The organism is Sphingomonas sp. S1-29 (genome assembly GCF_026167545.1).
GTDB lineage: Bacteria > Pseudomonadota > Alphaproteobacteria > Sphingomonadales > Sphingomonadaceae > Sphingomonas.
In genome coordinates this window covers 56551-80846 of the sequence record NZ_CP110678.1, presented here as the reverse complement: position 1 = coordinate 80846, position 24296 = coordinate 56551, and the positions used below count along the sequence as shown (strand labels likewise).

Annotated in this window: 31 protein-coding genes; 17 read left to right on the top strand and 14 right to left on the bottom strand. The window is 58.3% G+C overall.

Going from position 1 to position 24296, the window contains the following annotated elements:
- Positions 1–11: 11 nt before the first annotated feature.
- The gene (locus OKW76_RS00430) at positions 12–2231 is read right to left on the bottom strand and encodes an SGNH/GDSL hydrolase family protein (RefSeq protein ID WP_265550163.1); all 2220 of its coding nucleotides are present in this window, start codon (positions 2229–2231) and stop codon (positions 12–14) included.
- A gap of 835 nt (positions 2232–3066) precedes the next feature.
- Here OKW76_RS00430 and OKW76_RS00425 point away from each other — a divergent pair.
- From OKW76_RS00425 to OKW76_RS00410, 4 genes are all read left to right on the top strand, one after another.
- A complete protein-coding gene (locus tag OKW76_RS00425; RefSeq protein ID WP_265550162.1) occupies positions 3067–3201 on the top strand; it encodes a hypothetical protein in 135 nt (44 codons plus the stop codon).
- 38 nt (positions 3202–3239) lie between these two features.
- Positions 3240–3518, top strand: a complete 279-nt coding sequence (locus OKW76_RS00420) for a hypothetical protein (protein ID WP_265550160.1) — start codon at positions 3240–3242, stop codon at positions 3516–3518.
- A gap of 44 nt (positions 3519–3562) precedes the next feature.
- Complete coding sequence (locus OKW76_RS00415; protein WP_265550158.1) at positions 3563–4453, top strand: ArdC family protein; 891 nt, start codon at positions 3563–3565, stop codon at positions 4451–4453.
- Positions 4454–4515: 62 nt separating this feature from the next.
- Positions 4516–4860, top strand: coding sequence for a hypothetical protein (locus OKW76_RS00410; protein ID WP_265550155.1), 345 nt, complete (start codon positions 4516–4518; stop codon positions 4858–4860).
- Positions 4861–5174: 314 nt separating this feature from the next.
- On the opposite strand, the gene OKW76_RS00405 is transcribed toward OKW76_RS00410, so the two are convergent.
- Entirely contained in the window at positions 5175–5465 is a 291-nt protein-coding gene (locus OKW76_RS00405; RefSeq protein WP_265550153.1) for a hypothetical protein, read from the bottom strand.
- 661 nt (positions 5466–6126) lie between these two features.
- Between OKW76_RS00405 and OKW76_RS00400 the strand changes: the two genes are divergently transcribed.
- The 6 genes from OKW76_RS00400 to OKW76_RS00375 all read left to right on the top strand — a co-directional run bounded on the left by OKW76_RS00400 (position 6127) and on the right by OKW76_RS00375 (position 12071).
- Positions 6127–8937, top strand: coding sequence for a hypothetical protein (locus tag OKW76_RS00400; RefSeq protein ID WP_265550151.1), 2811 nt, complete (start codon positions 6127–6129; stop codon positions 8935–8937).
- The gene (locus OKW76_RS00395) at positions 8937–9392 is read left to right on the top strand and encodes a hypothetical protein (RefSeq protein ID WP_265550149.1); all 456 of its coding nucleotides are present in this window, start codon (positions 8937–8939) and stop codon (positions 9390–9392) included. Before OKW76_RS00400 ends, OKW76_RS00395 begins: the two co-directional genes overlap by 1 nt.
- A gap of 18 nt (positions 9393–9410) precedes the next feature.
- Entirely contained in the window at positions 9411–9890 is a 480-nt protein-coding gene (locus OKW76_RS00390) for a hypothetical protein (protein WP_265550147.1), read from the top strand.
- A gap of 37 nt (positions 9891–9927) precedes the next feature.
- Entirely contained in the window at positions 9928–10230 is a 303-nt protein-coding gene (locus tag OKW76_RS00385; RefSeq protein ID WP_265550145.1) for a hypothetical protein, read from the top strand.
- Between the two features lie 508 nt (positions 10231–10738).
- Positions 10739–11551: an IS5 family transposase gene (locus OKW76_RS00380; RefSeq protein WP_265549176.1), complete on the top strand. Its 813-nt coding sequence runs from the start codon at positions 10739–10741 to the stop codon at positions 11549–11551.
- 229 nt (positions 11552–11780) lie between these two features.
- The gene (locus OKW76_RS00375) at positions 11781–12071 is read left to right on the top strand and encodes a hypothetical protein (protein WP_265550143.1); all 291 of its coding nucleotides are present in this window, start codon (positions 11781–11783) and stop codon (positions 12069–12071) included.
- Here OKW76_RS00375 and OKW76_RS00370 read toward each other — a convergent pair.
- Entirely contained in the window at positions 12046–12864 is an 819-nt protein-coding gene (locus OKW76_RS00370; protein ID WP_265550141.1) for a hypothetical protein, read from the bottom strand. The two genes, OKW76_RS00375 and OKW76_RS00370, sit on opposite strands and share 26 nt — an antisense overlap.
- A gap of 85 nt (positions 12865–12949) precedes the next feature.
- On the bottom strand, positions 12950–13576 hold the full coding sequence (locus OKW76_RS00365; protein WP_265550139.1) for a hypothetical protein: 627 nt from the start codon (positions 13574–13576) through the stop codon (positions 12950–12952).
- Between the two features lie 391 nt (positions 13577–13967).
- On the opposite strand from OKW76_RS00365, the gene OKW76_RS00360 reads away from it, so the two are divergent.
- The 3 genes from OKW76_RS00360 (at position 13968) to OKW76_RS00350 (ending at position 15067) form a co-directional block, all read left to right on the top strand.
- Positions 13968–14255 (top strand): hypothetical protein, encoded by a 288-nt coding sequence (locus OKW76_RS00360; protein ID WP_265550137.1) that lies wholly within the window; start codon positions 13968–13970, stop codon positions 14253–14255.
- Positions 14252–14659 (top strand): hypothetical protein, encoded by a 408-nt coding sequence (locus OKW76_RS00355; RefSeq protein WP_265550135.1) that lies wholly within the window; start codon positions 14252–14254, stop codon positions 14657–14659. The genes OKW76_RS00360 and OKW76_RS00355 overlap by 4 nt, the downstream gene beginning before the upstream one ends.
- 78 nt (positions 14660–14737) lie before the next feature.
- Complete coding sequence (locus OKW76_RS00350; RefSeq protein ID WP_265550133.1) at positions 14738–15067, top strand: hypothetical protein; 330 nt, start codon at positions 14738–14740, stop codon at positions 15065–15067.
- 108 nt (positions 15068–15175) lie between these two features.
- Here the strand turns inward: OKW76_RS00350 and OKW76_RS00345 are convergent, their stop codons facing one another.
- On the bottom strand, positions 15176–15709 hold the full coding sequence (locus tag OKW76_RS00345; protein WP_265550132.1) for a hypothetical protein: 534 nt from the start codon (positions 15707–15709) through the stop codon (positions 15176–15178).
- A gap of 76 nt (positions 15710–15785) precedes the next feature.
- Here OKW76_RS00345 and OKW76_RS00340 point away from each other — a divergent pair, with 76 nt between their 5' ends.
- The 3 genes from OKW76_RS00340 (at position 15786) to OKW76_RS00330 (ending at position 16932) form a co-directional block, all read left to right on the top strand.
- Complete coding sequence (locus OKW76_RS00340) at positions 15786–16214, top strand: lysozyme (protein WP_265550130.1); 429 nt, start codon at positions 15786–15788, stop codon at positions 16212–16214.
- Positions 16214–16588 (top strand): hypothetical protein, encoded by a 375-nt coding sequence (locus tag OKW76_RS00335; protein WP_265550128.1) that lies wholly within the window; start codon positions 16214–16216, stop codon positions 16586–16588. The genes OKW76_RS00340 and OKW76_RS00335 overlap by 1 nt, the downstream gene beginning before the upstream one ends.
- A 104-nt stretch (positions 16589–16692) precedes the next feature.
- Positions 16693–16932 (top strand): hypothetical protein, encoded by a 240-nt coding sequence (locus OKW76_RS00330; RefSeq protein ID WP_265550126.1) that lies wholly within the window; start codon positions 16693–16695, stop codon positions 16930–16932.
- Here the strand turns inward: OKW76_RS00330 and OKW76_RS00325 are convergent.
- The 4 genes from OKW76_RS00325 to OKW76_RS00310 all read right to left on the bottom strand — a co-directional run bounded on the left by OKW76_RS00325 (position 16913) and on the right by OKW76_RS00310 (position 19153).
- A complete protein-coding gene (locus OKW76_RS00325; protein ID WP_265550124.1) occupies positions 16913–17389 on the bottom strand; it encodes a hypothetical protein in 477 nt (158 codons plus the stop codon). The two genes, OKW76_RS00330 and OKW76_RS00325, sit on opposite strands and share 20 nt — an antisense overlap.
- The gene (locus OKW76_RS00320) at positions 17382–17570 is read right to left on the bottom strand and encodes a hypothetical protein (RefSeq protein ID WP_265550122.1); all 189 of its coding nucleotides are present in this window, start codon (positions 17568–17570) and stop codon (positions 17382–17384) included. Before OKW76_RS00320 ends, OKW76_RS00325 begins: the two co-directional genes overlap by 8 nt.
- 34 nt (positions 17571–17604) lie before the next feature.
- The gene (locus OKW76_RS00315) at positions 17605–17796 is read right to left on the bottom strand and encodes a hypothetical protein (protein ID WP_265550121.1); all 192 of its coding nucleotides are present in this window, start codon (positions 17794–17796) and stop codon (positions 17605–17607) included.
- Positions 17797–17917: 121 nt separating this feature from the next.
- Positions 17918–19153 (bottom strand): tyrosine-type recombinase/integrase, encoded by a 1236-nt coding sequence (locus OKW76_RS00310; RefSeq protein WP_265550119.1) that lies wholly within the window; start codon positions 19151–19153, stop codon positions 17918–17920.
- Between the two features lie 357 nt (positions 19154–19510).
- Between OKW76_RS00310 and OKW76_RS00305 the strand changes: the two genes are divergently transcribed.
- Complete coding sequence (locus tag OKW76_RS00305) at positions 19511–20038, top strand: c-type cytochrome (RefSeq protein WP_265550117.1); 528 nt, start codon at positions 19511–19513, stop codon at positions 20036–20038.
- 84 nt (positions 20039–20122) lie between these two features.
- Here the strand turns inward: OKW76_RS00305 and OKW76_RS00300 are convergent, their stop codons facing one another.
- The 5 genes from OKW76_RS00300 to chlG are packed head-to-tail and all read right to left on the bottom strand — an operon-like array spanning position 20123 to position 24264.
- A complete protein-coding gene (locus tag OKW76_RS00300; RefSeq protein WP_265550115.1) occupies positions 20123–20320 on the bottom strand; it encodes a hypothetical protein in 198 nt (65 codons plus the stop codon).
- Between the two features lie 41 nt (positions 20321–20361).
- Entirely contained in the window at positions 20362–20853 is a 492-nt protein-coding gene (locus tag OKW76_RS00295) for a TspO/MBR family protein (protein WP_265550113.1), read from the bottom strand.
- Positions 20850–22043, bottom strand: coding sequence for a geranylgeranyl diphosphate reductase (locus tag OKW76_RS00290; protein ID WP_265550111.1), 1194 nt, complete (start codon positions 22041–22043; stop codon positions 20850–20852). The genes OKW76_RS00295 and OKW76_RS00290 overlap by 4 nt, the downstream gene beginning before the upstream one ends.
- A complete protein-coding gene (locus OKW76_RS00285; protein WP_265553057.1) occupies positions 22040–23362 on the bottom strand; it encodes a BCD family MFS transporter in 1323 nt (440 codons plus the stop codon). The genes OKW76_RS00290 and OKW76_RS00285 overlap by 4 nt, the downstream gene beginning before the upstream one ends.
- Entirely contained in the window at positions 23356–24264 is a 909-nt protein-coding gene (chlG, locus tag OKW76_RS00280) for a chlorophyll synthase ChlG (protein WP_265550109.1), read from the bottom strand. Before chlG ends, OKW76_RS00285 begins: the two co-directional genes overlap by 7 nt.
- Between the last annotated feature and the right edge of the window lie 32 nt (positions 24265–24296).

Here is a 24296-nt window from a genome sequence, read left to right as displayed (position 1 = left end):
GGCTAAATGGTTTACGGCGTTGTCAGAGTTGGGATTCTAATGTTTCCCAGACTGAACAGGTTGGCATTGCCCGCCGCCCCGTCATTGGCGACCCATACTGCTTTCTCGTTGCTCAAGCTGATTGCTACGGGAGTTGTGGCAAAACGCGTTGGCTGCACGCCCATTACAGAAGGGAGGCGCGGAACGATGCTAGCAGGGATATCGAATATGTCCGAAGTAGTCGAAGCCGCTTCGTTTAAAACAATGCCACGGAACTCTAAGACGCCATCCTTGACGCGATATGCGGGCGCGATGCTACCGAACTGCGTAAAGCCGGTTTTTAGCGTCAGGGAGCGCCAACCAGCGTCTTTGAAGAACCGGAGGCCGTTCAGGACGAACGCGCCCGAAGTTGCCCCTAGCGAGACCGTATGCCACCCCTTGCCGGTAACGATCAGCGGCGACGCATTCGATGCCTCGCTGGTAAACTGCATCGGGCCGGTAGTCTGGATTGTCTGATCGCCTACGAAGTCGTCGCGAACCGTAATTGCCTTAGTTTCGTCAAGGGTAAGCCGAAGCGCCGGGGTTGCGGTTCCGAAGTCGGCGTTATAGATCATAACGGTATTTGGATTGGCGCTGCCAATCGGGATGACCGCTTTTTCGTCTTCGTCCAAGCGAAACGAATAGAAGATGCGCCCGGACTCAGGGAGAATTACAACATCCAATGCTTCGCTGTTGCTAAATGGGCGACCCCGCGAACTCGTGTTCAGGGTATTGTTGATTTCATTTGTTGCGGTTCCGCCGGTTCCGCCGATCGATTCCGTAAGGATGCTAGCGGTGATAGAACGCTCCCCCGAAACGACTTCCGGATATTTCCAACCGCGCCCGATCAGCGGAGCAAGCAAACGCGCCGCCATTATATTAGCGCCGATAGGATTGGGATGGATACCATCTAGGGTAACTTCGGAGACGGGATATTGTCCCAGAATATCTGCGCCGTCGATTACGAGCGTTCCGACTTCTTCCCCTAATGCATGAAGGGCGTTGTTGTAGTATGCGAGCATCTTTGCAGATGCGCGGTCAGTTCCGTCATATCCTACGAGGCTGGTATGCGGTGCCGGGGTCAAGATGATGGGAACGGAACCGCGAAGGATTTCGCGATAGATATACTTGCGGTATGCATCGACGAACCGACGAAAGGCATAGCTGCCCTGATACCCATCATCGGTTCGGAACAGTCCGGTCTGATCGGTTCCGTTGGCGGTCGCAAATAGCTGGTCATTCGTTCCGAGTGCGATGTAGGTAATCGTCTGGCCAAGCGGGAAGCGAGAGCGTCGATACGAAGTCCCGACCTTATCGCCCGAATACCCACGATTTAGAACCGCAACTTTGTTCACGCCGAATACTTGGTCCGCGAACGACTTCATCGTTTCAGGCCAAGGGCCGGGGATTTGATGGAAGTTATGAACCGACCCGTCGCCATAGCCGGTGGGCTGGCCAGTCAGTGGGTTTGCGCCGGGGTAGTTGGGATCGCCGGTCTGGCCATAGGTGATCGAGTCCCCGTAGCATACGACGGTAGCCGCAGTAGGGAGGGACGAAGCTTGGCGAAGCCGTGCGAATACCTGCGCATATTGCTTTGTCTGTAGCTGCTGGACATACCCCGCGACCGACCCTAGCTCTAGTTCGGCCATGCCGGTGCTGCCGTCAGTCAGATTAACGACTAGGTGCAGTTCATCATCATAGTTTACGACGCTGGAATCGCTCCCCGGCGGGGTAAGCGACCCAAAGAAATCCGGCTGTAGCTCCACCTTTTTGACGATCGACCAAACCGATCCGCCATAGATCGCGGTCGAGACGGTATCCCCAACGGTGTAGGTTCGCGCCTTCAGCGCAGCGATATCAGGGATCAGCTTGGCGTCGCCAGCCGGGCCGGTAGCTCCGGTTGCCCCTTGAGGGCCTTGCGGACCTTGCGGACCGGCGGGGCCAGCGGGGCCGACCCGCCCAACCGCGATCTTGACCCACCGTCCCGCGCTGGTGGTCTCAACGGGAGAAATGACCGTCTCGCCATCATCATCGTCGGTAGCGTAATCGTTCCACGAATAGAGACCGCCCAGACCATCGGCGGGAGCTTCCGCCCCACCGACAAGCGCCCAATAGCCATCACGAAGTTGTCGAGCCGGGATCGAGCGGAGATCGTCGAAGGTATCGGCGGTTGCGAAGATTTTGCCGAAGTCCGGCGTGTTGATAGTCAGCATCCAATATTTAGCTGGATCGCTGAAAGTCCTGCGGGTTAGAAAGTCGGCGCGACTTTGGTTTTGAAGGTCGAAAGGGGTGGGTCGGGTCGCGACTTAACAGTTCTAAAAATCGTGTTTGTATGTGGTGGGGGAATTTTGCCCCGGTCCTTTCACCAGAGGGGCACGGGTGGGGGTGGGGTCGCGGATCGTCTCCCACCGCTCCCCCGACGATCAGCCCGACGATCACCCCCATTCTCCCGCACGATAGGCATACAGACCCTCGCGCACCCTTCGCCGGGGGATATCCTGCGCGTGCCTGAACGATCGCCTACGCGCTCGCCTGACGATTCTAGCCTAGATTGGCCGATCATTGGCCGATCATCCACCGATCCTTCCCCAGCTTATCCACCGATCCTTCCCCAGATCGCCGCCCGATCGTCGAGCTACGGTCTCGGACGATCACCCCCGCGTTAACCCCCGAATGATCCGACACGCTCAAGAAACGGCGGATTTCTGCGGGTTCCATACGGTTTGCCTAACCGTAGGCACCGTTGCGAGACCGTTGGCCGATGATCTGGAGACGGTCGCGAGACTGTCGGCGCGAGCGTCCGGGCGATGGTCGGCGATCGGTTGCACTCTGCTACTGATCGTGCGGCGAGATAGGTCCGATCCGGCCCTAATGGCACTCTGAGACTGGTTGAAACTTGGCCGCGCTTGGACGTCATTTATTTGTCTGACAAATAGACTTTGGGAAATGTTCGCTCGCCTCACTATTTCCGCTTGACAGTATTGGCGACCCTCGACATTAATAAAGCGGTCAACGGGGCAAGGCCCCACCGATGGAGCACTTCCCCCCATGATCGATCGCACTGAAGTAAACCGCGCACTGGCCAAGGCCATCGCGTATAAGAATTGCGGTAAGAATGCCGCCGCGAATGAATGGGCGCGCAAGCTTGTTGAACTGCTGGAATGCGCCGACATCCTTAACTGACTGTCAAACGGGGCAAGGCCCCACGATGGAGACCTACATTGACGAACTCCTATGCCGACATGGCAATCCGCCTAGAGAATGCCTTTCTACGCCTCACCGATAGTTTGATGGTTGCTGGCGATATCTCGCCTGTGGATGCCGCCAAGGTCGCCCGCGTCTATATCCATTGCGGTCTCGCTCGCTTAGATGCTGTCGATGGCCAGCACTACATTCGCCATGGCCAGTTCATGGAGCGCGACATGATCCAGCGCGCGGCTGGCGAAGCTGGCGACAAGCTACTGGCGAGCAAGCCCACCCCATGGCGCTACCGCCGCTAACCCACTGTCAAACGGGGCAAGGCCCCACACTCTGGAGACCTACAATGAAGCGCGATATCTATTCGACCGTCACCGCACAAATCATCGCCGATCTGGAGAACGGGACCGCGCCTTGGGCTCGCCCTTGGAAGGGTGGCGCGTCGCCGATGACAATGCCGCGCAACCATGTTTCGGGTCGCGTCTATAGCGGGGTCAACATCCTGCTATTGTGGTCGGCGATGTCGAAGGGCGACTACGCGGTCAACCGTTGGCTTACCTATAAGCAAGCTACCGATCTCGGCGGGCATGTCCGCAAAGGCGAGCGCGGCACCACGATTGTCTATGCGGGATCGTTCGTGCCTGAAGCTGAAAAGGCAAAGGCGGCACAAACCGGTAAGGATGCCGCCAGCGTCTTTTTCTTAAAGAGCATGACCGTGTTCAATCTGGCGCAATGCGAAAACATCGGCACCTTTGAAGCTCCATTCGCGGCTAATGACGAGCGCGACCGCTTAGAACTCGCCGACAACCTTTTCGCCGCTACCGGCGTTAAAGTGCAGCATGGTGGCGATAAGGCTTATTATTCGCCCGGATCGGATTTTGTGCAAATGCCGCACTCGGCGGCTTTCGGCGATCTGCTCGACTATTACCGCACGCTCGCGCATGAACTGGTTCATTCAACCGGACACAAGTCGCGCCTTGATCGCAACATCCTCAACAAGTTTGGTTCGGTCGATTACGCGCGCGAAGAACTCGTGGCTGAGATCGGATCGGCTTATGTCTGTGCCGGTATTGGCATCGAATATACAACCCGTCATGCCGATTATGTTGCGAATTGGTTGACCGTCCTGCGCGAAGATGACCGCGCTATCTTCAAAGCCGCCAGCATGGCGAGCAAGGCCGCGCAATGGATTGAGGCGTGCGCGCCCGTCGAGGATGTCGAGGAACTCGCGGCTTGATCCTTGGGGCGGTTAGCGCCGCCCTCACTCAACGGGGCATGGCCCCACAATGGAGAACTATCATGCCAACCGCTCGCGTCGCATATTACCGCCACGGCGATCATACGCTATCTTATGAGGCATTGCCCCTCGCTGAAGCCGTCGAGCTGGTCCGCTCGCTCAAGATGCCCGGCAACAACATGGGATGGGCTCCCGAATTGCTCGGCGAAGGGTGGCGAGCCCATCTAGGGGAGGATAAGCGCACTGGTCGCCCGCGCTGGTCGATGAGATTCCAAGCCGATGGTTGTTTTCGGTCGCGCGAATGCTCAATCGCTGAAGGGTGCGGGGTTCGCTACGCCTCCCATCGTGCAGGATATCAGGCCAGCGAACGGGCCTTCGCCAAGTTCATCGCTCGCATGGTTGCCTGATGCCCATACGGGGCGATACAGCACTAGGAGAAACATGGAGGGGCATCGTGCCCCTTCGTGCGTGTCGGGCTCCTACGGGCTCGTATGGGGACATATGACGCTAACGGGAACCCACCTAAAGGAAATGCGGCTCGCGCTAGGTTGGACCGTTGATGACCTATGCGACGCCGTAGGGATGAAGGATCGGCGCACTATGCGGCGATGGTTCCATTCAGAGAATCCCCTACGCGGTAGGGCTCTGCTAGCGGTATCTCACTATCTGGATAATGGCCGCGATGAACGCGCCGCCCTAGAAGCCGTTGAGATTTGGCGGACTACAGATATTTCAGCTTAAACTCGATTAAGTCGTCATCGCTCGCGAATGATAGGGTGGCGGTCGGGAACCAGAATCCGCGCTTTGGGGCTGCTTCAGGATGTAGCGACATCGATTTAACCAGATCGGTCGCACAGTTTAGACGCACCATCATTGCGCCCTCGAAAAACTCTAGCGGATGATCTCGATGAACGAACTCGGCTGAAAAGCTTTCGGTTGCGACATATCCGATGTTCCATTCCGGAAACGCCTTGTGGAGATCGTGAATAGATACCTTAAGCTCCGACATCATCGGGCCAGCATCCGCACAAAGCTCTTCAGACTTCCCCCAATGCTCACGAATGATCTCGCAAGCTCTACAGCGTCATAATCTGCGGGATCGCGTCCAGAGCGCTTGAGCGCGTCATATAGACGATTTGCTTGACGCTTTGCGATACGGTCGGGGGATGCTTTGCTCATACCGTATTTATCGGGGACGGTAGATCGACGGTTGGCTACCGTCCCCATATGCGTCGAGCCTTAGCTCTTAAGTCGAGTATAGCGGGAAGTAATGCGGCGCGCTATATTCCGGTGGGGATAATGCGGACCAGCAAGAGGCATGAGATCAGAAATAGCGGGCAAATAGAAAAGTAGGACTACAGAACACTTTCCTAAGTATATTATAAGGAAAGTCATCTGTAGTCATGCTTTTTGCCCTATTTCTATTGATCTATGTTAAGCTTGCCTCCTTTTCAGACTCGGTTCGTCGCATATATTTCAGTTTTATTACACTGAAAACCTGCCTCCGCGACCCTCCACTTTAATAATGCGACCACCGAATCGACCCGCTATAATAAATACTCAGTCGGCGGTCGTTTAGGGGTCATGTCCTAATAGAGATCATCGGGTTTTGTTGTCCTTTACCGGAAGTCATACCGCCGACTATTACACTCAGGACAACATATAAGGACACTATGCTTGAACACTATAAGAATGCACTATCGCCGCGCGCCTTTAATCAGGTTGCGAAGGCTATCACGGACCCGAACGCGGTTCTATTCAACCAGCGGTTCCTCCTACCGCACCTCATCGGCACTAATAGCGGCAACGGCAACGCCACTACCATCGCGCTCGCTGATCAAAAGCGATCGGTTCGTCTGTCGAACAATGCGCGCAGCGTTCTAGCCGGTCGCACCACGCTTGCCGATTATTGCTTTTTCACCAACCCGTTGTTGGATGTTGATTTTGATGACGCATTGCGCGCGGATATCAATGTTCGCGTAGAGGTGGCACCGTTCGTGACGCTCACCCTAGAGTTTGACGAAGGCACGCTAGAGTTCTTTGAAGAGCAACTCGGATGGGCGCGGGGCGTGCGGGCTCAAAAGCCGCTAGATCGTTTCGTGAAGCATTTACGCGATCAGTTCTATGATCTTCGTGGATTGACCGCCAACCTCTCCGGCAACAAATCCATCCATTATCACTTCACCTTCTCGACTGATCAGTTGACGGTGCGAGATTGGCCGATCGACGGGTATAAGCGGGCATGGAGCCGCCTTGAGGCGGCGTTCGTCGGATTCTTCGGCCTTAGCTTCAAATCCGACCCTGCGCTGAAGAACGCGGGGCATTTCCGACGCATCCCCGGCGGCACTCGCAACCTAGACAAGCCCAACATTTTCGGGATGCCAGCGGGAACAGCGGTGCCGCAAGCCGTCATCTACGACGAGGTTTTTGACCGTGCCGCGAAGGGCTCTACCCTGCCCTTCCTGCGCGATCAGGATTTTGCCGAACCGCTCGCTGAGTATGCCGAACCATCGGGGCCACGCACCACCAAATCCACTCTTACGGTGCCGCTAGCCGCTGCTACGGCTGAAGACGCATACATTCATGCCAAGATGCTTCAGACCTACCCGGCGGGCTCCTATCCGTCCTTTGAGGGCTTCGTGGAGAAGAACGGACTGCGCGCCGTATTCCTCAATAGCCCGTCCGATACCAACCCCGAAAGCTACATGGATGAGTTCCATAACGGCATCAACATCGCAGGGAACGATCCGCTAAACCTTTACCGCAATCATCCCCGTCTGCCTGATAAACTTGGGGTCATGATCGAGCGATGGAAAGCCGAGTATCGGCTCTCAACCGGTAAACTGGTTATGACGCATCTCCCCGCTCTCCCCTTTGGTCGCGAGCGCACTCAGATCGAAACTGATTTTGCATGGGCGGCGACCGATTACGACAAGGCGACCGAGGCCCTGACCACAATGATCAAGAAAGAGGCGGTCACCTTTGACGCGAGCCGTTGCACCCTGATCAACGCCCCCGAGGGTATCAGTAAGACGCGGAGCCTTATCGAGCATACCCGGTGGGTAATGGCACCGGCAAAGGTCGCTGATCGCGGTTCCATGAACGCCCCGATCGTCATGTTCGCGTTCTCGTCATACGAGGCCGCTGAAGAGAAGATGGAAGAATTCGCCGCCACTGAAGCGCGGGTTGAGAATCTGGCCTTTGCGCTCGTGCCCGTGCTGATCAAGAGCTTCTCGCGTCTCTATGCGGAGTTCCTGTCTGAGTATCAGGCCAAGGCGCTGACACACGAACACGCTGAAGCCCGAGGATATAACTCGTTGGCCGAATGCATCCGTGCCGAGCAGCCCGAGGCCCTTTCATTCATGCGGGCCTTCTATGAGGGGCAGTGGGCAGAGATCGAGCGCCACCGTCGAGCCAACCGTCGCAAGAAAGCCTTTCCGGTGTTCTTCACCGTCCATGGCGTTGCGCATGATTGGGAGCATACCACCCCAACCCGCATGATGTTCAGCCGCGCCTATTGGGCTGGCGATGTCCACACGGCTCGCGAGGAGACCCGGATCAGTCTGCTGATCCATGATGAGTTGAGCGCCCACGATCTGGTTCAGATGGTGCCGCGCGAGGTCATCGATTATGTCGCGGCGATGGTGGAGGTTCATGGCTGGCAGGCCAAGGGCGGCGACATTGCCAACTATACCAACTTCCGCCTCTGGTCGAAGTCCCATCCGGTGCCGTTCATCGGCATGAACCCGCTCACCTTCCACGACGCGAACCGGATCGCAAAAACTAAGTTTGAGGGGTTCATCACGATCGCGAACAGCGGTGAATATCCCGCCCCCAAAGAGACAACCGCCGAGCGCCCCGATATCTATGGCGATCGGGTCGGTAGCGAATGGGGGTATGCGAAGGCCGAGTGGACGCAACGCCAGCGCACCTTGCTGCTAACCACTGAGACGGTCACCACGGCGGTAGCTCGTTGGTGCGGCGACATCGACATCATCGAACTGGATACCCCGCGTATCCCCCGCCATCCTGTGTGGACGAAGGCGACCCGGTTGGTATCGGACAAGCTGGCCGACGCGGTTGAAGAATTCCGCGAAGCCCATGGCGAGCTATCGGCGGTATCGAACAAGGTCGCCCACCTCGACGACACAAAAACCCACCATGCCGCCAAGGGATCGAACGCCTACATGGGTCGCCCGATGCTGCAAACGATGGTGATGATGTCGCCGCATCAGTGGGAGCAATACGAAGCATACAACGCCCTTACGGGGCGGGATAATCTCGTGCGGCTACGGCATATTGATGAATACAACCAGACAGCCGGTAGAAACCTTGGCTTCAGGTTCCGCAGTGGTGCCGAGCATCATTTGATTATCAATCTGACGCTCTATCGATTGCTGAAGGGTGAAGCCCTAGACACCGCACGATATGAAATGATCGAGCGATCAACGGCACGCCAGCGCTATAAGAAGGGGGCGAAGTGATGATCAGCAAAGACTTCCGGTATCATATACTGAGCTTGTCCAAGACTCGCCAAGATGCATTGATTCAGCAGTTGCCTGCCGATTTCGAGGTCAATATTGCTTCGGATGATGACTCTCAAACGGTATGCATAGGAATACCCAATGATATTGATGGCAGAGTGTATCTAAGGTTTTTGGTTTATGGTGAGGGCATTGATGGTGCCATTAACACCTTTCAGCAACTTCATGAAGGAGAGGTGTTTTTGATAAAAAACGCCCCCAAGGGTTGCGCGGCCTATGTCCACCATACCTACAGCCAATATCTCGAATGGAAAGAATACCAAAGAAATCCGTCCCCCGGCGAGGAAGATGGCTACCCTGAGGGTGTCGTTTCGGACTTGACGAAGGATATCAAGGACCAATTGAGCGAATACGATGAGGATATCGCATTCTACTTTATGATGAAATACATGTAAGTTTGAAAGGACAACACGATGAAGATCAAAGCAAAGCTAAAAAGCCTGACGCCAAATACTGAGATATGCGCATTCGTTTCGAACGATAATGAATTGCTGGTTATCAATGTAAGCGTTTTGAAGCTGAAACTGAAAAACAAAAGCGCACTCGGCATTCTGCCTGTCGTGGCTGACACCGCAAAATATTATATCAGTTCGGGTATTGTGGATATGGAGGCCATCCCGCTGCAAAAGGTGGATCGAATCTTCGAACCGGTCATTGCGATCCACGAGCCTAACGGGAGCACCCTGATCGACGGCAAGCATCGCTACTGCGCTGCCGCCCTTTACGCCGAGCATATGGGGATAGCGGCGACATTACAGGCGCACGCCCTTTCAGTAGATGATGCGCGGAAGTTCGATGTTAAGGCTGCGATGAAGTCGAAGCTCAAGCTCGACGAAGATGGCTTACGGGGCTTTCTAACCTACTCCGGATACCTTTCCAGCGGTGAAGCATGAACCACTATAACCAAACTCCTATGATGGAGGGTGCCATGTGAGAAACCACCGCTACGACCCTTGGGAAGATATCTACGAAGAAATATCGCGCCAACAGTCCGAACCCGCTAGGATCATGCATGTGATTACAGTCCATCTTGAACCGCAGCAGCCCGTCGAAGAGATTACGCAATGGCTTGGCGCAAACTGCGCGAGCGAGGCCAACATCCTTTATGTGAATAAGCTCCACTATTGGAAGACCAACCGGGATGTCTGCCTTACAGCTAGCGTAGAGTTCGCCGATGAGGGCGAGGCCATGCTGTTTAAGATGCGCTGGACTCAGAACCCATCATTTGAGTGATGCTGATAAATAACATACCGACCGAGGCTAACTCCTTTGGGTAGGTGGAGCAAACCGGTGCAGGCGCGGACTTACGACGCGCCTGCACTGTTCGATTGCGCCTCCCCCTATAATCCCCCATCGCTGGGCTATGGATGCACACGAACGCTACCTAATCCGGAAAGCCCGCATAGTCGGCTGTTTAGGCGCGGTGATAGTTGGCCTACCGCTATTTTTCATGCTCATTGGCGTGTCGTTTATGATCTACTGCCATCATGGCCCCTGTCATCCTGTGAAAATGTGGGTGGTGGCCACAGCCCCGACACTGATTGTAGCTTCGCTAGCAGGGCTCAGCATTTATAAATTCATTCGGTTGTGGCATCGCCGCTGACATGGATACCGAAGAACAAGATCGCAAAGCCCGATCCGCCGGGTGCCTAAGAGGCCGTGTCAGAACGGTGGCGTAACAGTGGACGATCGAGCTTCGATGTGATTCCGGGCGGTTGCGAGACCAGACCTGGAAGGCATCATGTGGAACCCGACCGCCCGTGCGCTGCATAGCCGCACGGGCCTGCGCTATGGAAGCGATCTGACCGATGCGGAGTGGGCGATTGTCGCGCCGCTTCTGCCCAAGCCTTGCGATCGAGGGCGACGTCGCCGCTGGCACTGGCGCGAAGTGCTCGACGCGATCTTCTACGTGCTGAGGACGGGCTGCCCATGGCGCTTTCTGCCTGATGGCTTCCCGCCCTGGCGCACCGTCTATCGCTGGTTCGGCGAGCTACGCGATAGTGGCGGGTTCGAGGGGTTGAACCACCATCTCGTCCAGATGGATCGTGCCCGTGTCGGGCGCGAGCCGATGCCATCAGCGGCCGTGATCGACAGCCAGAGCGTGAAGACGACCGAGGCCGGTGGCCCATGCGGCTACGATGCCGGCAAGAAGATCAAAGGTCGAAAGCGCCATGCCATGGTGGATAGCGACGGGCGGACGCTCGAACTGCTGGTTCACCCTGCCGACGTGCAGGACCGCGACGGCGCCGTGCCTCTGCTCAAGATGTCCCGCGAGCGGCACCCGTTCGTGAAGCTCGTTTACGCCGACAGTGCCTATACCAGCGCGCGTGTCGCAACGGCGACGTCGATCGGCATCCAGATCGTGCGTAAGTTCGCCGACCAGACCGGCTTCGTCGTCCATCCGCGCCGCTGGGTCGTCGAACGAACCTTTGCCTGGCTCAACCGCAACAGACGCCTCGCCAAAGATTTCGAGCAAAGCATCCGATCCGCCACTGCCTTCCTATACGCCGCGTCCGCCATGTTGCTTATCCGGCGGCTCGCTCGTTACGCATGAGATTCGAGACGGGCTCTAAGTGCGGTGGCTATAGGCATCCCCCTGTGGTTGCTCTTGGCGCTTGCAACCTCGATGGGTAGCTGCTCCCCCGGCCCTTGCGAAATTCGTAGCCTCTGGTTGGTTGCTACCGCCCCGACAGCGGTTGTGTCGTTGATAGTTGGGTTCGGCTCTTACTGGATCGTTCGGTGGTGGCACCGCCGCTGAAACACCACCGCACCATAAATACCTTATGCGCACCCCCACCCACCGCGAAGCCATGGCGATCGTCGCCGCGACCGATCTCGACGCATCGACCAAGGCCCTATTGACGGTCTACATACAAGCAAACCAAGTTTGCGAAGGGTGGGATTTGAAGACCGTCGCTAGGGTCGCCGACACGGCAGATCGCGCCGCCCATCGTGCAGAGGCGCTTATCGAGACGCTCCGCACCGAGGCGCAAAATGAGATCACGGCCAAAATCATTTTGCAGCGTCGGGTGGAGCGTCTTGAGTCGATTATTGAAGGGTTGGCGCGGGATTAACATCATACTGGCGAGCTTCATCGACACCGCCGTGTATGGCGGCATCACGAACCCAAACTCTCCTACCGTTCGCCAGCGTTCGCCAGTGTCCCCGCCGATTATGCGCCGAAACCGACCCCCCGCCACCTAAACCCGAAGCGTGCGCTCGCGCCTTCTGTTCAGACGCGACCACCAGCCGCAACGGCACGGCGCTGTTGAACTTCGCTCGCGCTGCGTTGATCGCCTTCATACGCGGATCGGCCGAATCGAAGGTTTCCCCACGCTGCTGGAGAAAGGCATTCGCCACCATCATTTCGCTAGTAAGGTTTCTGGTGTTCTGCGTTTCTAGCTCTGCGCCGGGGTATTCGCCAATAGTAATCAACTCGACTTCCGCGCCGAAAACCATTTCATAACTATAGGGCAGACGGCACCAACGCCCTTTTAGCGAAGGTAGATCGGGACTGTATTGATAGACGCGGCCCGTTACCCGCTCTTCGTCTTGCTTCAAAATATGCATCATCGCGGATCGCGGCATTATTTCAGTTTCGTGATAGCGTATTAAAAATCCGCATTTCGGATACGGCAAACGAAATGTTGAGTCCGCCATCTGATTGATGGACTCGCGCCAAAGTTCATCAGTTAGCGATTCTGTAAAGCTCGCACCCAAATACGCGGGATCAGTTTCATCCGCGATATAGCCGAAGTCAAAGATGCCCTGTAGATCAACCCGCAGTTTCCCGATTGGGGCAATATGCTGATCCGATATTGATTTCAACATGGTGCCCGCGTTTGCCTGCTCGAAGAACTTAGGCACTGCGTTTAATATTGGTTGCCTGTTCATCAAAGATGCACCCCGTTCCGGCGTTTTTCATTAAAGTGTTCGTGTAGTTTATTGATGGTCATTGCCCTGCCTTCTCAGTCTTCCGCTCTAGCCGGTCGCGCACCGTCGTCCAATCCTGCAACGGTGGTCCTGCCCTAACCTTACGATCTGGATCGATCAAAACCTTTAACGCCTCATGCTTATGGCTTAAACCGGGCCGATGGTTCAGATGCATGATCCTGATCGCTTCCAATAGCGTGACCTCTGATACCTCTCGAAGCATCCACAGGTTCTCCCTGAACCAGTCTATAGCCCAATACCGCGTATTCCATGAGGTTAGCCCCAACCGTCCAAGGTTGCTCCCTAGACCAGTCTTAAGCGCTTTTCGAACAACGAAGCGATATTCCAGTTCCCGGTCCTCTTCTCGAAAGTGGATGCGGGTCTTAGTCACCCTTAGCTTAGCGTATAGCTTTTCGAGCTTGTCGTTAAACTCGTTAACCTGCTTGGAAAGCTTAGCATTTTTTTCGCGTTCACGCTCCCACAGACTATACATCCCACTAGCGCCATCCATGCGGCTGAGACGGACATCCTCAAGCTTCATCTTCCCCTGTGCAACCCATTTGTCGATCATCGCTTTAGCGGCAACATCGGTGGGGTCACGCAGTAGCCGATATACGGTCTTCTCTTGTGTGTTCATGTCGATCATTAGCGTAAAACCATTTTATGGTGGGGAGGCGGTCAACCTCCCCGAGTTGGTATTCGCTGCACCGTGCGGGTAGCAGCACCGAGGTAGCAGATGATCAGCAGGGGGCTTGGACTTCGCCTTAGCGTCTCACCAACAACTTTGCCGCCGTGTCCTTAAGCTGCATCGCTGTCCCGCCCCATCTACGGTTCTCATAGGCCAGTCGCAACAAAAGATGTTCCTATTGACAACAATAGTTTGTGTGGAACACCAAATGCGGCCTTGAACCCTTAGTGTTTCCTCCGTTTTTGGCGTGCCATGAACAATAGTTTTGTCAAATCTCTATATCATCAATGACACGCCAATCCGGTTAGCCTATATGGGTGCATCAGCAACGCGGATGACGGAACGGAAAATGATTTTAGACGAAGAGAACATGGAGATCGATTCCACAAAGGAACATCTGGCCCGCATCAATGAGCTAGAACGTGATCTTGTTCGCTTCTCCACACGGTGCCTCAAACTTGAAAAAGAAGTTTCCGAGAGCCTCCCTGAGACGATGAAGCGGCTTCGTCGCATCAAGGAACTGGAAGGGGAGGTTCTAGCGGCGAACCGTCGATTCTTCGATCTCGAAAAGGTGGTCGGAAGACAAGCCAAAGAGATCGCACGGCTGAAGGCTAAGATTGAGAAGGGTGTAAAATGATTGATCGACTGGAATATGAAATTGCCCACATCAACCATTTTGGCACTATGACCGCCGCCGTTCGCGACAGGCTAGCCGTCACCGGCCTCTATCCGGGTCATTTCGATGAGGCAGAAAAATTGATTTTGGATGACCCATCCGGCGTTGTGGTTCGTCTCGTCCTCTACACTGCGATTGCTCCCGACGAAGGGGATAAGCTTGGCTTCGAAGGTTGCCCGGTCATGATCGAAGTCCGCAACATCGTCTACGACACGGACGGTGAGACGGTCCCTGATCTCCCCACCACCGCGACCGTGTTTGTAGAGGAAGTCGATCCCGAAGAGATCGCGGATGCCCTTACCGGCGATTGGTTGATTAGCGGCTTTGACTATCGGGAGCCGGGTGGCGAGTGGGTCACCGACTAAAATTTATGTTGTCGGAGCGAACACGGTCAATCGGGTTCGTTCCGATACCGAAGACTAAGTTTATCGGATTGTATAGAAATGAATAAATTGAAGTCGGTTCTTGTCGTGGCCAAGGCAGAAGACTATATGACGAGCCCGAAGCACCCGGCAGGTGAAGACCATTGCTGCTCTCATTTTGAACATATCAGTTCCGAAGGAGTTGTGTATGCTTTCGCGACAATGGATGAAGCGGTAGCTTGGAAAATGGCTTGCCATATGGAAACCCGTATTGTTCAAGACTTTCGTATCGCCCACTTAATCAGCAAGCTCGCTGAGGTCGAAATGGAACGGCACTTTCTGACTATGGATATAAGGCTTTGGGTTGGCCATCGCTTTCCAGACTGGCAACAACAGCCCCTCACCGTTTAGCCTTAAGCCGCTCGATCAGAGCTAGGGCGCTTGCACGGGGCCATTCGGCCCGTCTCGCGTTGCGCGTCGTGAGGATGTCCAACAGGACATCGTAGTGGGGGCGTTTACTCACGAGAATCGATGGACGGTGTAGCTCTGTGCATCCGCCGTCGAGAGTAGCTGTAGCGTCCCCGTCGTGCGGTCGGTTGAGTAGCTCGCTCCCGCCGCGATCTGGAACGATCCTGCACCATTAGGAGTGGGCGCACCGGCCCAGCTTGCCCAAAGGATTGCACTAGAGGGGTTGTGCACTTCCTGCCGAGCGGTGTTGATAAACGGTATCGAGGCCGTTCCACCCGTTGTCGCGATGGTGCCGCTCAACGCTCCAGAGACGGTATTCTGGGGAGCGTGCGTCCAAGCGCCAGATGTGTCGCCGCGCACACGGTCCCAAGTCGTGCCGTTGAACGCCATTCCGAAGGAGCCTGTTGCCAATACGGGGGAGACCGTTCCGCCGATCCAGCCATCTACGGCGGGATAGTTGCTGGTAATCAAAGGCGTCGCGCCGGTGTTATCGACAAGCTTTGTGCTGGCGTTGGTCGGATTACCCGCCGAGTCTACCGAGTAGATAGGGACGGCATGGATTTCTTTGTTAAGATGGATGGGCATGTAAGATAAGTTCTCCGTTGGGGCTTTCTTGTATTTATCCCCATCGGGCCATCGGATGCCTCTTCATAAATAGTGGATGCAGACTTCAGACAATGGCATTGAACTCATCAAAGAGTTTGAGGGTTGCCGCCTCAAAGCTTACTACTGCCCCGCCGGTATTCTCACCATCGGATACGGATCGACCGGTCCCCATGTTAAACGCGATACTGTCTACACCGAAGCGCAGGCTGAAGCCCGACTTCGGATCGATCTCCTACGATTTGAGAAAGCGGTATCTAGGGCGATCGACGCGGACCAAGACCAGTTTGACGCGATGGTCTCGCTGGCCTTCAATGTCGGCACCGGCGCGTTCCTCAAATCGACGCTCCTACGGAAGCACAACGCTGGCGACCATGCCGGGGCCATGCGGGAGTTCGCTAGGTGGAATAAGGCCGGTGGGCGTGTCCTAGCGGGCCTTACGCGCCGTCGTGCAGCCGAGGCCAAGCTTTACGCTCGTGGGCTGTAGTGGCCCGCATATCGATCAAATCGGCCAAGGCGAAAGGGCGATCGGCCCAGCAGTGGGTGAGAGACGCCATCCTAGCGCGCTTCCCCATGCTGGAGGCGGGCGATGTCGTATCCACTCAGATGGGCGCTGGCGGTGTGGATATCGTCCTCTCACCAAAAGCCAAGCGGCTGATACCTGTATCGATCGAGGTCAAGGCTCGTGCCACGGGCTTTACACCGCTCTACGATTATCTTGAGCAGGCTGATCGCAAAGACGGTCTGGAGCCGGTCGCATTCGTCAAACAGGATCGTCGCAAGATGCTGGCGGTTATCGATGCCGTGGCGCTGATCGACCTGTTGGCGCGTGACGCCGAACGGAGCCTTCAGGGTAAATAATGGTGCCCCACTTACCGGAGATTACACCATGGCCGACTTCATTTTCCTACTATTCTGGGTCGCGATCGCGATCAATCAATGGACGCTGCCGCCGGTGCGCAAGGATGGATAAGCACCCGCTAGAGAAGTTCCGTCCGATGGCGGACCATCATATCGCGCTATATGACCGCATGTCCAAAATGTCGAAGTTGTTCGATGGTGGCTGCATCATCGGTCGCCCCGTTGACGCGATGCGCCTGATATACACGCTAGATCATCCCATCGAGTTTCAATGGGATGATCTGCATTTGCGCGTCATTCTTTCGGACGATGACGAAATCCATTTCAGGCTTCAGTGTCTTTGATCCGCCGCTCGACCTCTTCGATATAGTCGAAGCAGCCCTCTTGGAAGCTGTCCCCATTGTCGTCGCTGCAATCGAAGGCATCTAGGGATCGGTAATGCGCCGCCCATTCAAACCCTGCTTCATGACCCGAGCAATCGTCCGTGCAAGAGTAGTTGCGACCGTCCTCGAAACCATCAAGGCCAACATCGGTCTTGATGGTTTCGATACGGACAAGCTCGCTCTCTTCGCGATTGGCGCGAATGTTCTCGCTGAACAACCACATGCAACCGATCACAGCGGCGCACGCGCCAAGCCCTAAAAATTGATTTTGGACCTCATAGGCTACATCCTCCCGCAAGTGAGGTTTGGTAATGTATACGCGGGCAGAATCGATCAGCGACATGACACCCATCAGGACGAACAAGCCGACGATGCCGATCAGCATCAGCGTGCCCGCGAAAGAGATCAACTCACCCATATCGCTGCCCCTTCCACAATTCTACCGGCGCAAAACCGAACCGTAGCCTCAATAAGAAACGGTCGTCGGGGTTGGCTTCGATAACCCACCCTATCATTCCAGCATCGCCCCAGACAGGTTGCCAATCCTGCGCGATGCCACAGCCTTCGCACCAATCCTCGATAGTTTCGAGATCGTGCACCCTAGCATCTATAACCGTTCGCATAGCCCCACCCCTATGCGAGCAGCTTGAGAACATCGGTCTTACGATAACGGACATTGCGGCTTAGCTCACCCGTCGCGGCGTTAAGCAGCCGCTTCTTCTCGACGCGATTCTTTTTGCAATGCATTGCCAAATGCGTGTCGGTAATCGACAGCAGCGCGCACGCTTCTTTAGCAGTAATCCAGCAGTCTTCGCTCATGTTCATAACAAACCCTCGTATCTAGTCGTTTCCGATGACGACTAGATACGAAGGTTGACCAAGACTGTCTACAAAAAAGAGCGCACGAACAGTATATCCAAATGGACACTTGTCAAGCTAAACACGATTAGGCGGCGATGCGTTCTTCATTTGCTGCGACTTCTGCCACTATCCGCGCTTCCCATGCTGACAACAACTTAAGTTTCGCCGGGTTGTAGGTGTTATGGTCGTAGCGGTTGACGATACCGGTGGTGGCGTGGTTCAGTATCCTTTCGGCAATCGGGATATTGGATGGATCGCCCGCGACGATTTCGGTGCGAACGGCGTGCCGAATGCAATGCAAATCCCACGGCTCGACGGTCTCGCCTTCGAGCTTAGCCATCCGATCGAGATCGTTGCGCAGCGATGACAGCATAGGGTGGGCCATCGTGCGATACGGTCGCGAACGGAAGCAATGGCTCCAGCCCCTCTTCATCGCCCGTTCGCGAGCCCCCCCAAAAATTGATTTTGCGAGTGGCGCGAGCGGCAGTTCGCATACCACCTTCGTCTTCGCCCTCTCTCGTGGGAGGGTCCAAATGCCGTTCCGGATTTCGGCTAACGCGGCACCGTGCGATTCCATGACGCGACAACCGGTTAGGATAAGCAGCCGAATGGGATCGGCTTGATCCGCGTCATAGCTATCGAGAGCCCGCCACAGCCATACGAGTTCGTGCATCTTGAGAGCGCGCCGAGGGTTCCCGCCACCGGTTTTCAGGATGCTCGCCGCGACATTATGCTCTACATGATCCTCCGCCGCCGCCCACCGAAGAAATGCTTGCAGCTCGGCCAGCATATTGTTGGCAGCACCGGCGGCCCCACGGTCGCGCATGACCTGAACGCAAGCGCGCGCATCGCTCTTCGTAAAATCGTCAATGGGCCGGTCGCCATGCTGGGGGAACACATTGCGCTCCATAAGGCGGATTTTCTCATCGATCGTCCGGAGCCCCTCAAGCTTCTTGTGGGCGATATACAGCCCATGGACTGTGCGGAGCGTGTTGTCGGTCTTGCGCGCCTCTTCCGCCTCCGCTTCCGCCTTGGCGATACGCGGATCGATACCCCTGCCCCGTAGGCGGTTTAGCTGATCTGCCCACTCGCGAGCTTCGGCGAGCGTATAGGCCGGGTAAGTCCCCAGCGACATTTTGATGCGACGGCTGCTGGTGTTGCAAATATTCGCCGCATCGTAAGTCCACCTTTTCAGACCCGTGGGTCGAATAAGCAGAAATAGATTGCTCACCGTTTCATCGCCGATTTGGTAATCTTTGTCGCGTGTTTCCAAGTCCGCGATAAAACGGGCTGTTGGTCGTGCTGGGATTTTCTTTGCCATTTGTTGCCTCCAAGTTTGTCCATCATCGAAAACTCCGGTTAACCCCACCGTATGCGGGGGTTAGCTCGGGGGTTCGAACGCTTGCCAAAGATGGTGCACCGTCCCGACACTTTACAAGCTAAGTGCCTGTAATAACGGGATAGTTTGCCAACCTTGGCCAACCTTGGGAATCTTGGAAACGCCCATTTTGCAGTATTAAAGACCGTATTGCACGGGTTCGACTTGCGGCTTGCCACGGGGGTGGTAAACATAGGATGGCAGCGTCCCGCCACGGCAGCAGATCGTAACTGACGGGTTGTATTGCACCGATGTAGAGTACCGTTAAGCGTACCGTTTAAACAGGTTAGGAGCAGGCGAATGAACTTTGGATCGATGAAGCGCACGGGATGGCTTTCATTGGGCGTAGCGACCACCGCGCTGACGCTCGCCGCCTGCTCGGGTGGAGAATCAGAAGAAAAGGCAGCGGCCCCCGCCACCAACACCGCGACGACCGCGGCGGCACCCGCTGCTGCACCGGCGGCGACCGCGCCCGCGCCCGACGATACCACGACGGTAACCGGCGCGACCTTCGCCAGCTTCACCGGCGACGCCGCCAGCGGCAAGACGGTGTTCCTCCAGTGCCAGACTTGCCATGCAGTCGAGGCCGGAGTGAACAAGATCGGCCCCTCGCTCGCGGGCATCGTTGGCCGCGCCGCAGGTACGGTTGCGGGCTACAACTACACCCCCGCCAACAAGAACAGCGGCATCACCTGGACACCGGAAAAGCTGTTCCAGTATCTCGAAAACCCGCAGCGCGTGGTGCCCGGCACCAAGATGGCGTTCGCCGGCATCCCCGACGAACAGAAGCGCGCCGACGTGATCGCGTATCTCGCCGCCCCGCAATAAGACGGGCTGGAATGCCAAAAGCCGCTCCGGGCGACCGGGGCGGCTTTTTATTGGTGGCGCGTGCTGAAGCTGTGAGCGACCGCCTTATCGCCTGCGCAGGTCGAGCAGATGCACCGGGAACGACGCCAGCAGCGGCAGCGCGATCCAGGGCCATGCCGCGCCGGTCAACGCGCCGCGCGTCGCCAGCAGCATCAGCGCTCCGGGTAGCAATCGAAACGCGGCGTCCGACGCGCGCCAACCGCCGCGCGTGACCAGCCACGCGAACTCCGCGGCAAGCACCACCAGCACCAGATCGACCGCATGGCCGCTGGCGAAAAAGGCGTTCAGACGAACGGCCCGTTGAGCCGGACGATTTCCCAGTTGAGCGCGCCTGCGAGCAACACCCAGCCGAGATAGGGCAGCAACAGCATCGCCCCCATCCGCGAATATCGCGCGGCGAACAGCGTCAGCCCGAGCACCGATATGCCGAGCACGATCACCTCGATCGCCGCCAAATCGGGGCGCTGGAGCCGGAAGAACAACAGGCTCCACAGGATGTTGAGGAAGCCGTTGAAGGCGAACAGCCCGATCAGCCAGTCGGCGGCGGCGCGGCTGCCCATCGCGCGCCAGGCGGTGACGCTGCCGAGCGCGGTGGTCGCGAACACCAGGGTCCATGCGACGCCGTACAGCGCGTCGGGGGGCGCCCAATCGGGCTTGGCGAGCGCGCGATACCAGGGGCCGAGATCGGTCATCGTCGCACCGACGATCGCGACGAAGGTCGCGGCGACCGCGGCGATCGCAACCGGGAATATCCCCGCGCGGCCGAGCGTCGTCATGTCGCCGACTCCAGCAAGTGGCGCATGTCCTTGAAGAAGATTCGCACGTGCGCCATCGGATCGGCGCGCACCAGCCGCTTGTGCATATAGGCCTGCCAGGTCAGCTTCTGGACATCGGGATCCTCGCACATCTTGACGAAGCGCTCGCGGCGCTTGTCGTTGCGGTACCAGAAATATTGCATGATCCCGAGGATCCAGAACACCCGGCCATGTTCGCGCATGAAGCGCTTGCGCGCCTGTTTGAGCGCGCGTGCGTCGCCGGTGGTGAGGAACGCATCGACCGATTCGGCCGCGAACCGCCCGCATGCCATCGCATAGTAAATGCCCTCGCCCGATGCCGGCGCGACCACCCCCGCGGCGTCGCCCGCGACGATCACGTCGCGGCCATTGTCCCAGCGCTTGAGCGGTTTGAGCGGGATCGGCGCGCCTTCGCAGCGGATCGTCTCGCAATCGGTCAAGCCGCTATCGGCGCGCAGCCGGGCGACCGCGTCGCGCAACGGGAAGCCCTTGTTGGCGCTGCCCACCCCGATGCTCGCAGTGTCGCCGTGCGGGAAGACCCAGGCGTAGAAATCGGGCGACAAATGCCCCTGATAGATCACGTTGCAGCGGCTGCGGTCGAAGCTCGGGTCGTTGGCGGGCGATCGGATGATCTCGTGATAGGCGAAGACGCACGGGGTGCGCTCGCCCTTGAGCGTCGCCTGCGCCACGCCCGATCGCGCGCCGTCGGCGCCGATGACGCTGGCGGCGCGCACCCGTTGCGGCTCGGCGTGGCGGCTTTCGCGGAAGACGACGATCGCGGCGCCGTCGCCGTCGCGTTCGACGGTTTCGAAGGTGCCGGTGCGGCGTTCGGCGCCGGCGAGCGCGGCGCGCGCGCGCAGCCATTCGTCGAAGGTCTCGCGGTCGACCAGGCCGACAAAGCCGTCGCCTACCGGCATATCGACGGTCTTGCCCGAAGGCGCGACCATCCGCGCGGTGCGCGCCTTGCCCACCAGCAAATGATCGGGGATCGCGAAATCCTCGATCGCGCGCGGCGGGATCGCGCCGCCGCACGGCTTGATCCGCCCGCCGCGATCGAGCAGCAGCACCCGCCGGCCCAGCCGCGCCAGATCGGTCGCGGCGGTCGCGCCCGACGGGCCACCACCGACCACCACCACGTCGTAATCATACGTCGTTCTTGCTGCGGTATTCATCGTGCCAGCTCCGCCAGTTCGAGATGTCCCATGGGTGCGCGCCGGGTGGCCGCACCGATCGCGAGCGCGGCGGCAAATACGAACAGCGCCGCCTCGCCGCCAAAGACCAGGGCGAAGGCCGCGGAGTCGTCGCCGGTGACCGCGCGCCCCCAGTCGACCCCGACCGCACCGATCAGCCCGCCGAGCCCGAACGCAATCGCCTGCGACGCGCCCCATACGCCCATCCGCATTCCCGCGCGGCCATCGCCCGCAGCGCCCGCGAGCGCCATCATCGTGCCGATCGCGGCGACCGCGAACACGCCGTTGGCAAACCCCAGCAGCGCGACGTTGAGCGCTAGCGGCCAGCCCGGACCCGCCTGCGCTGCCATCGCCAGCCCCGCCAGCGCGACCGCCGAACCGACGCACCCGCCGACGATCCAGCGCCGCAGCCCTATCGCGCTGCGCCCGCCGAATGCGCTGCCGCCGACGCCGACCGCGATCATCCCCGCCAGGACACCCATATGCTGGATGCCCGCAAGGCTGGTCGACTCGCCGGGCGAATAGGCGAAAACCAGGCCCGCAAAGGGTTCGAGGATCATGTCCTGCATCGAATAAGCAAGCATCGAGGCGAAGACGAAGGCGGTGAAGCGCCGCGCATCGCGATCGGCGAGCATCGCCGCGATCGCGTCGCCGAAGCGCTCGCGCGCGATCGGCGCTGCCGCCGACTGCATCCGGTCACCGCTCGATTCGATGCCCTGGACCGCCAAGAGCGCGACGAGAAACGCGACCAGCGCGATCGCGCTCACGATCATCGCGAGCCGCGGCAGCGAATAGGGATCGAGCAACGCCCCCGCGACGCCCGCGCTGGCGATGATCCCCGCCACCATCATGATCCAGGTGATCGCCGCAGCCGCTGGCCGGCGATCGGGCGCGACACGGGTCGCCAGCAGCGCGAGCAGCGAGGTGCCCGCCGCCCCTACCCCGCCGCCGATCATCGCGAAGGCAAGGATCGCCATCGCATAGCCCGCCACCGATCCGATCGCGAGCAACGCCAGCGAATCGACCGCGAGCACGACGCCGAGCGCCAGCACCGCCATCCCGCCGACGATCCACGGCGTGCGCCGATGGCCGCGATCCGATCCATGTCCCCACAGCGGCCGCGAGAGCTGCACCGCATAATGGAACGCCACCAATCCTGCGGGCAACGCTGCGGGTAGCGCATATTCGACTACCATCACCCGGTTGAGCAGCGAGGTCGCGAGCATCACCATCGCGCCGATCGCGCTCTGCACCAGCCCCAGGCGGACGATGCCGCCCCAGCCGAGCGGGGCGGTCACAATCCCCACACGCCCCCCAGCCCGAACGCCGATGCCAGCATGCCCAGCACGTACATCGACACCCCGGTCGCGGCATACCAGGGCGTCATTGCGCGCGGATCGCGCAGCAGCCGCACCATCGCCGCGAGCTGGCCGATCACGAGCAAGGCGACGACGCCGGCGACGATCAGATGATCCCAGCGTAGCAGCAAGGCGACCACCACCAGTTGCGGCAGCAGCATCGTCAGGCAGGCGACCCGCGCCGCGCGATCGATGCCGAGCATCGCGGGCAGCGAACGCACCCCGGTCGCGAGATCGCCCTCTACCGCCTTGAAATCGTTGAGCGTCATGATGCCGTGCGCGCCAACGCTGTAGAGCAGCAGGATCACCAGCACCGGCGCGCCGGGCAAGGTGCCCGCCATCACCGCGGCACCGGTGAACCAGGTCAGCCCTTCGTAGCTCAGCGCCACCGCGCCCGGCCCGAGGATCGCGTTGATCTTCAGCCGAAGCGGCGGCGCGCTATACGCCCAGGCGAGCGCGAGCCCTACCAGCGTCGCGACGAACACCCATGGCCCGGTGACCCAGGCGACCAATGCCGACAGCACGCTGCCGATCACCGCGATCGCCAGCCCCCATTGGCCGCCGATCCGGCCCGAGGGGATCGGCCGCTCGGGCTGGTTGATCGCATCGACATGCCGGTCGAACCAGTCGTTCACCGCCTGGCTGGTGCCGCACACTAGGGGGCCGGTCAGCAGGATGCCCGCAATCAGGAACGGCCAGCGGTCGCCCAGCGGCACGCCCGACGAGACAACCCCGCACAGGAACGCCCACATCGGTGGAAACCAGGTGATCGGTTTGAGCAGCTCGAGCACGTCGCGCGCCGCGGGGACCCGGGTGATCGGCGGATGAGTCGAGGTCTCGGCCATGGCGGCAGGCTATGCCCACCCGCCAAGAGCGT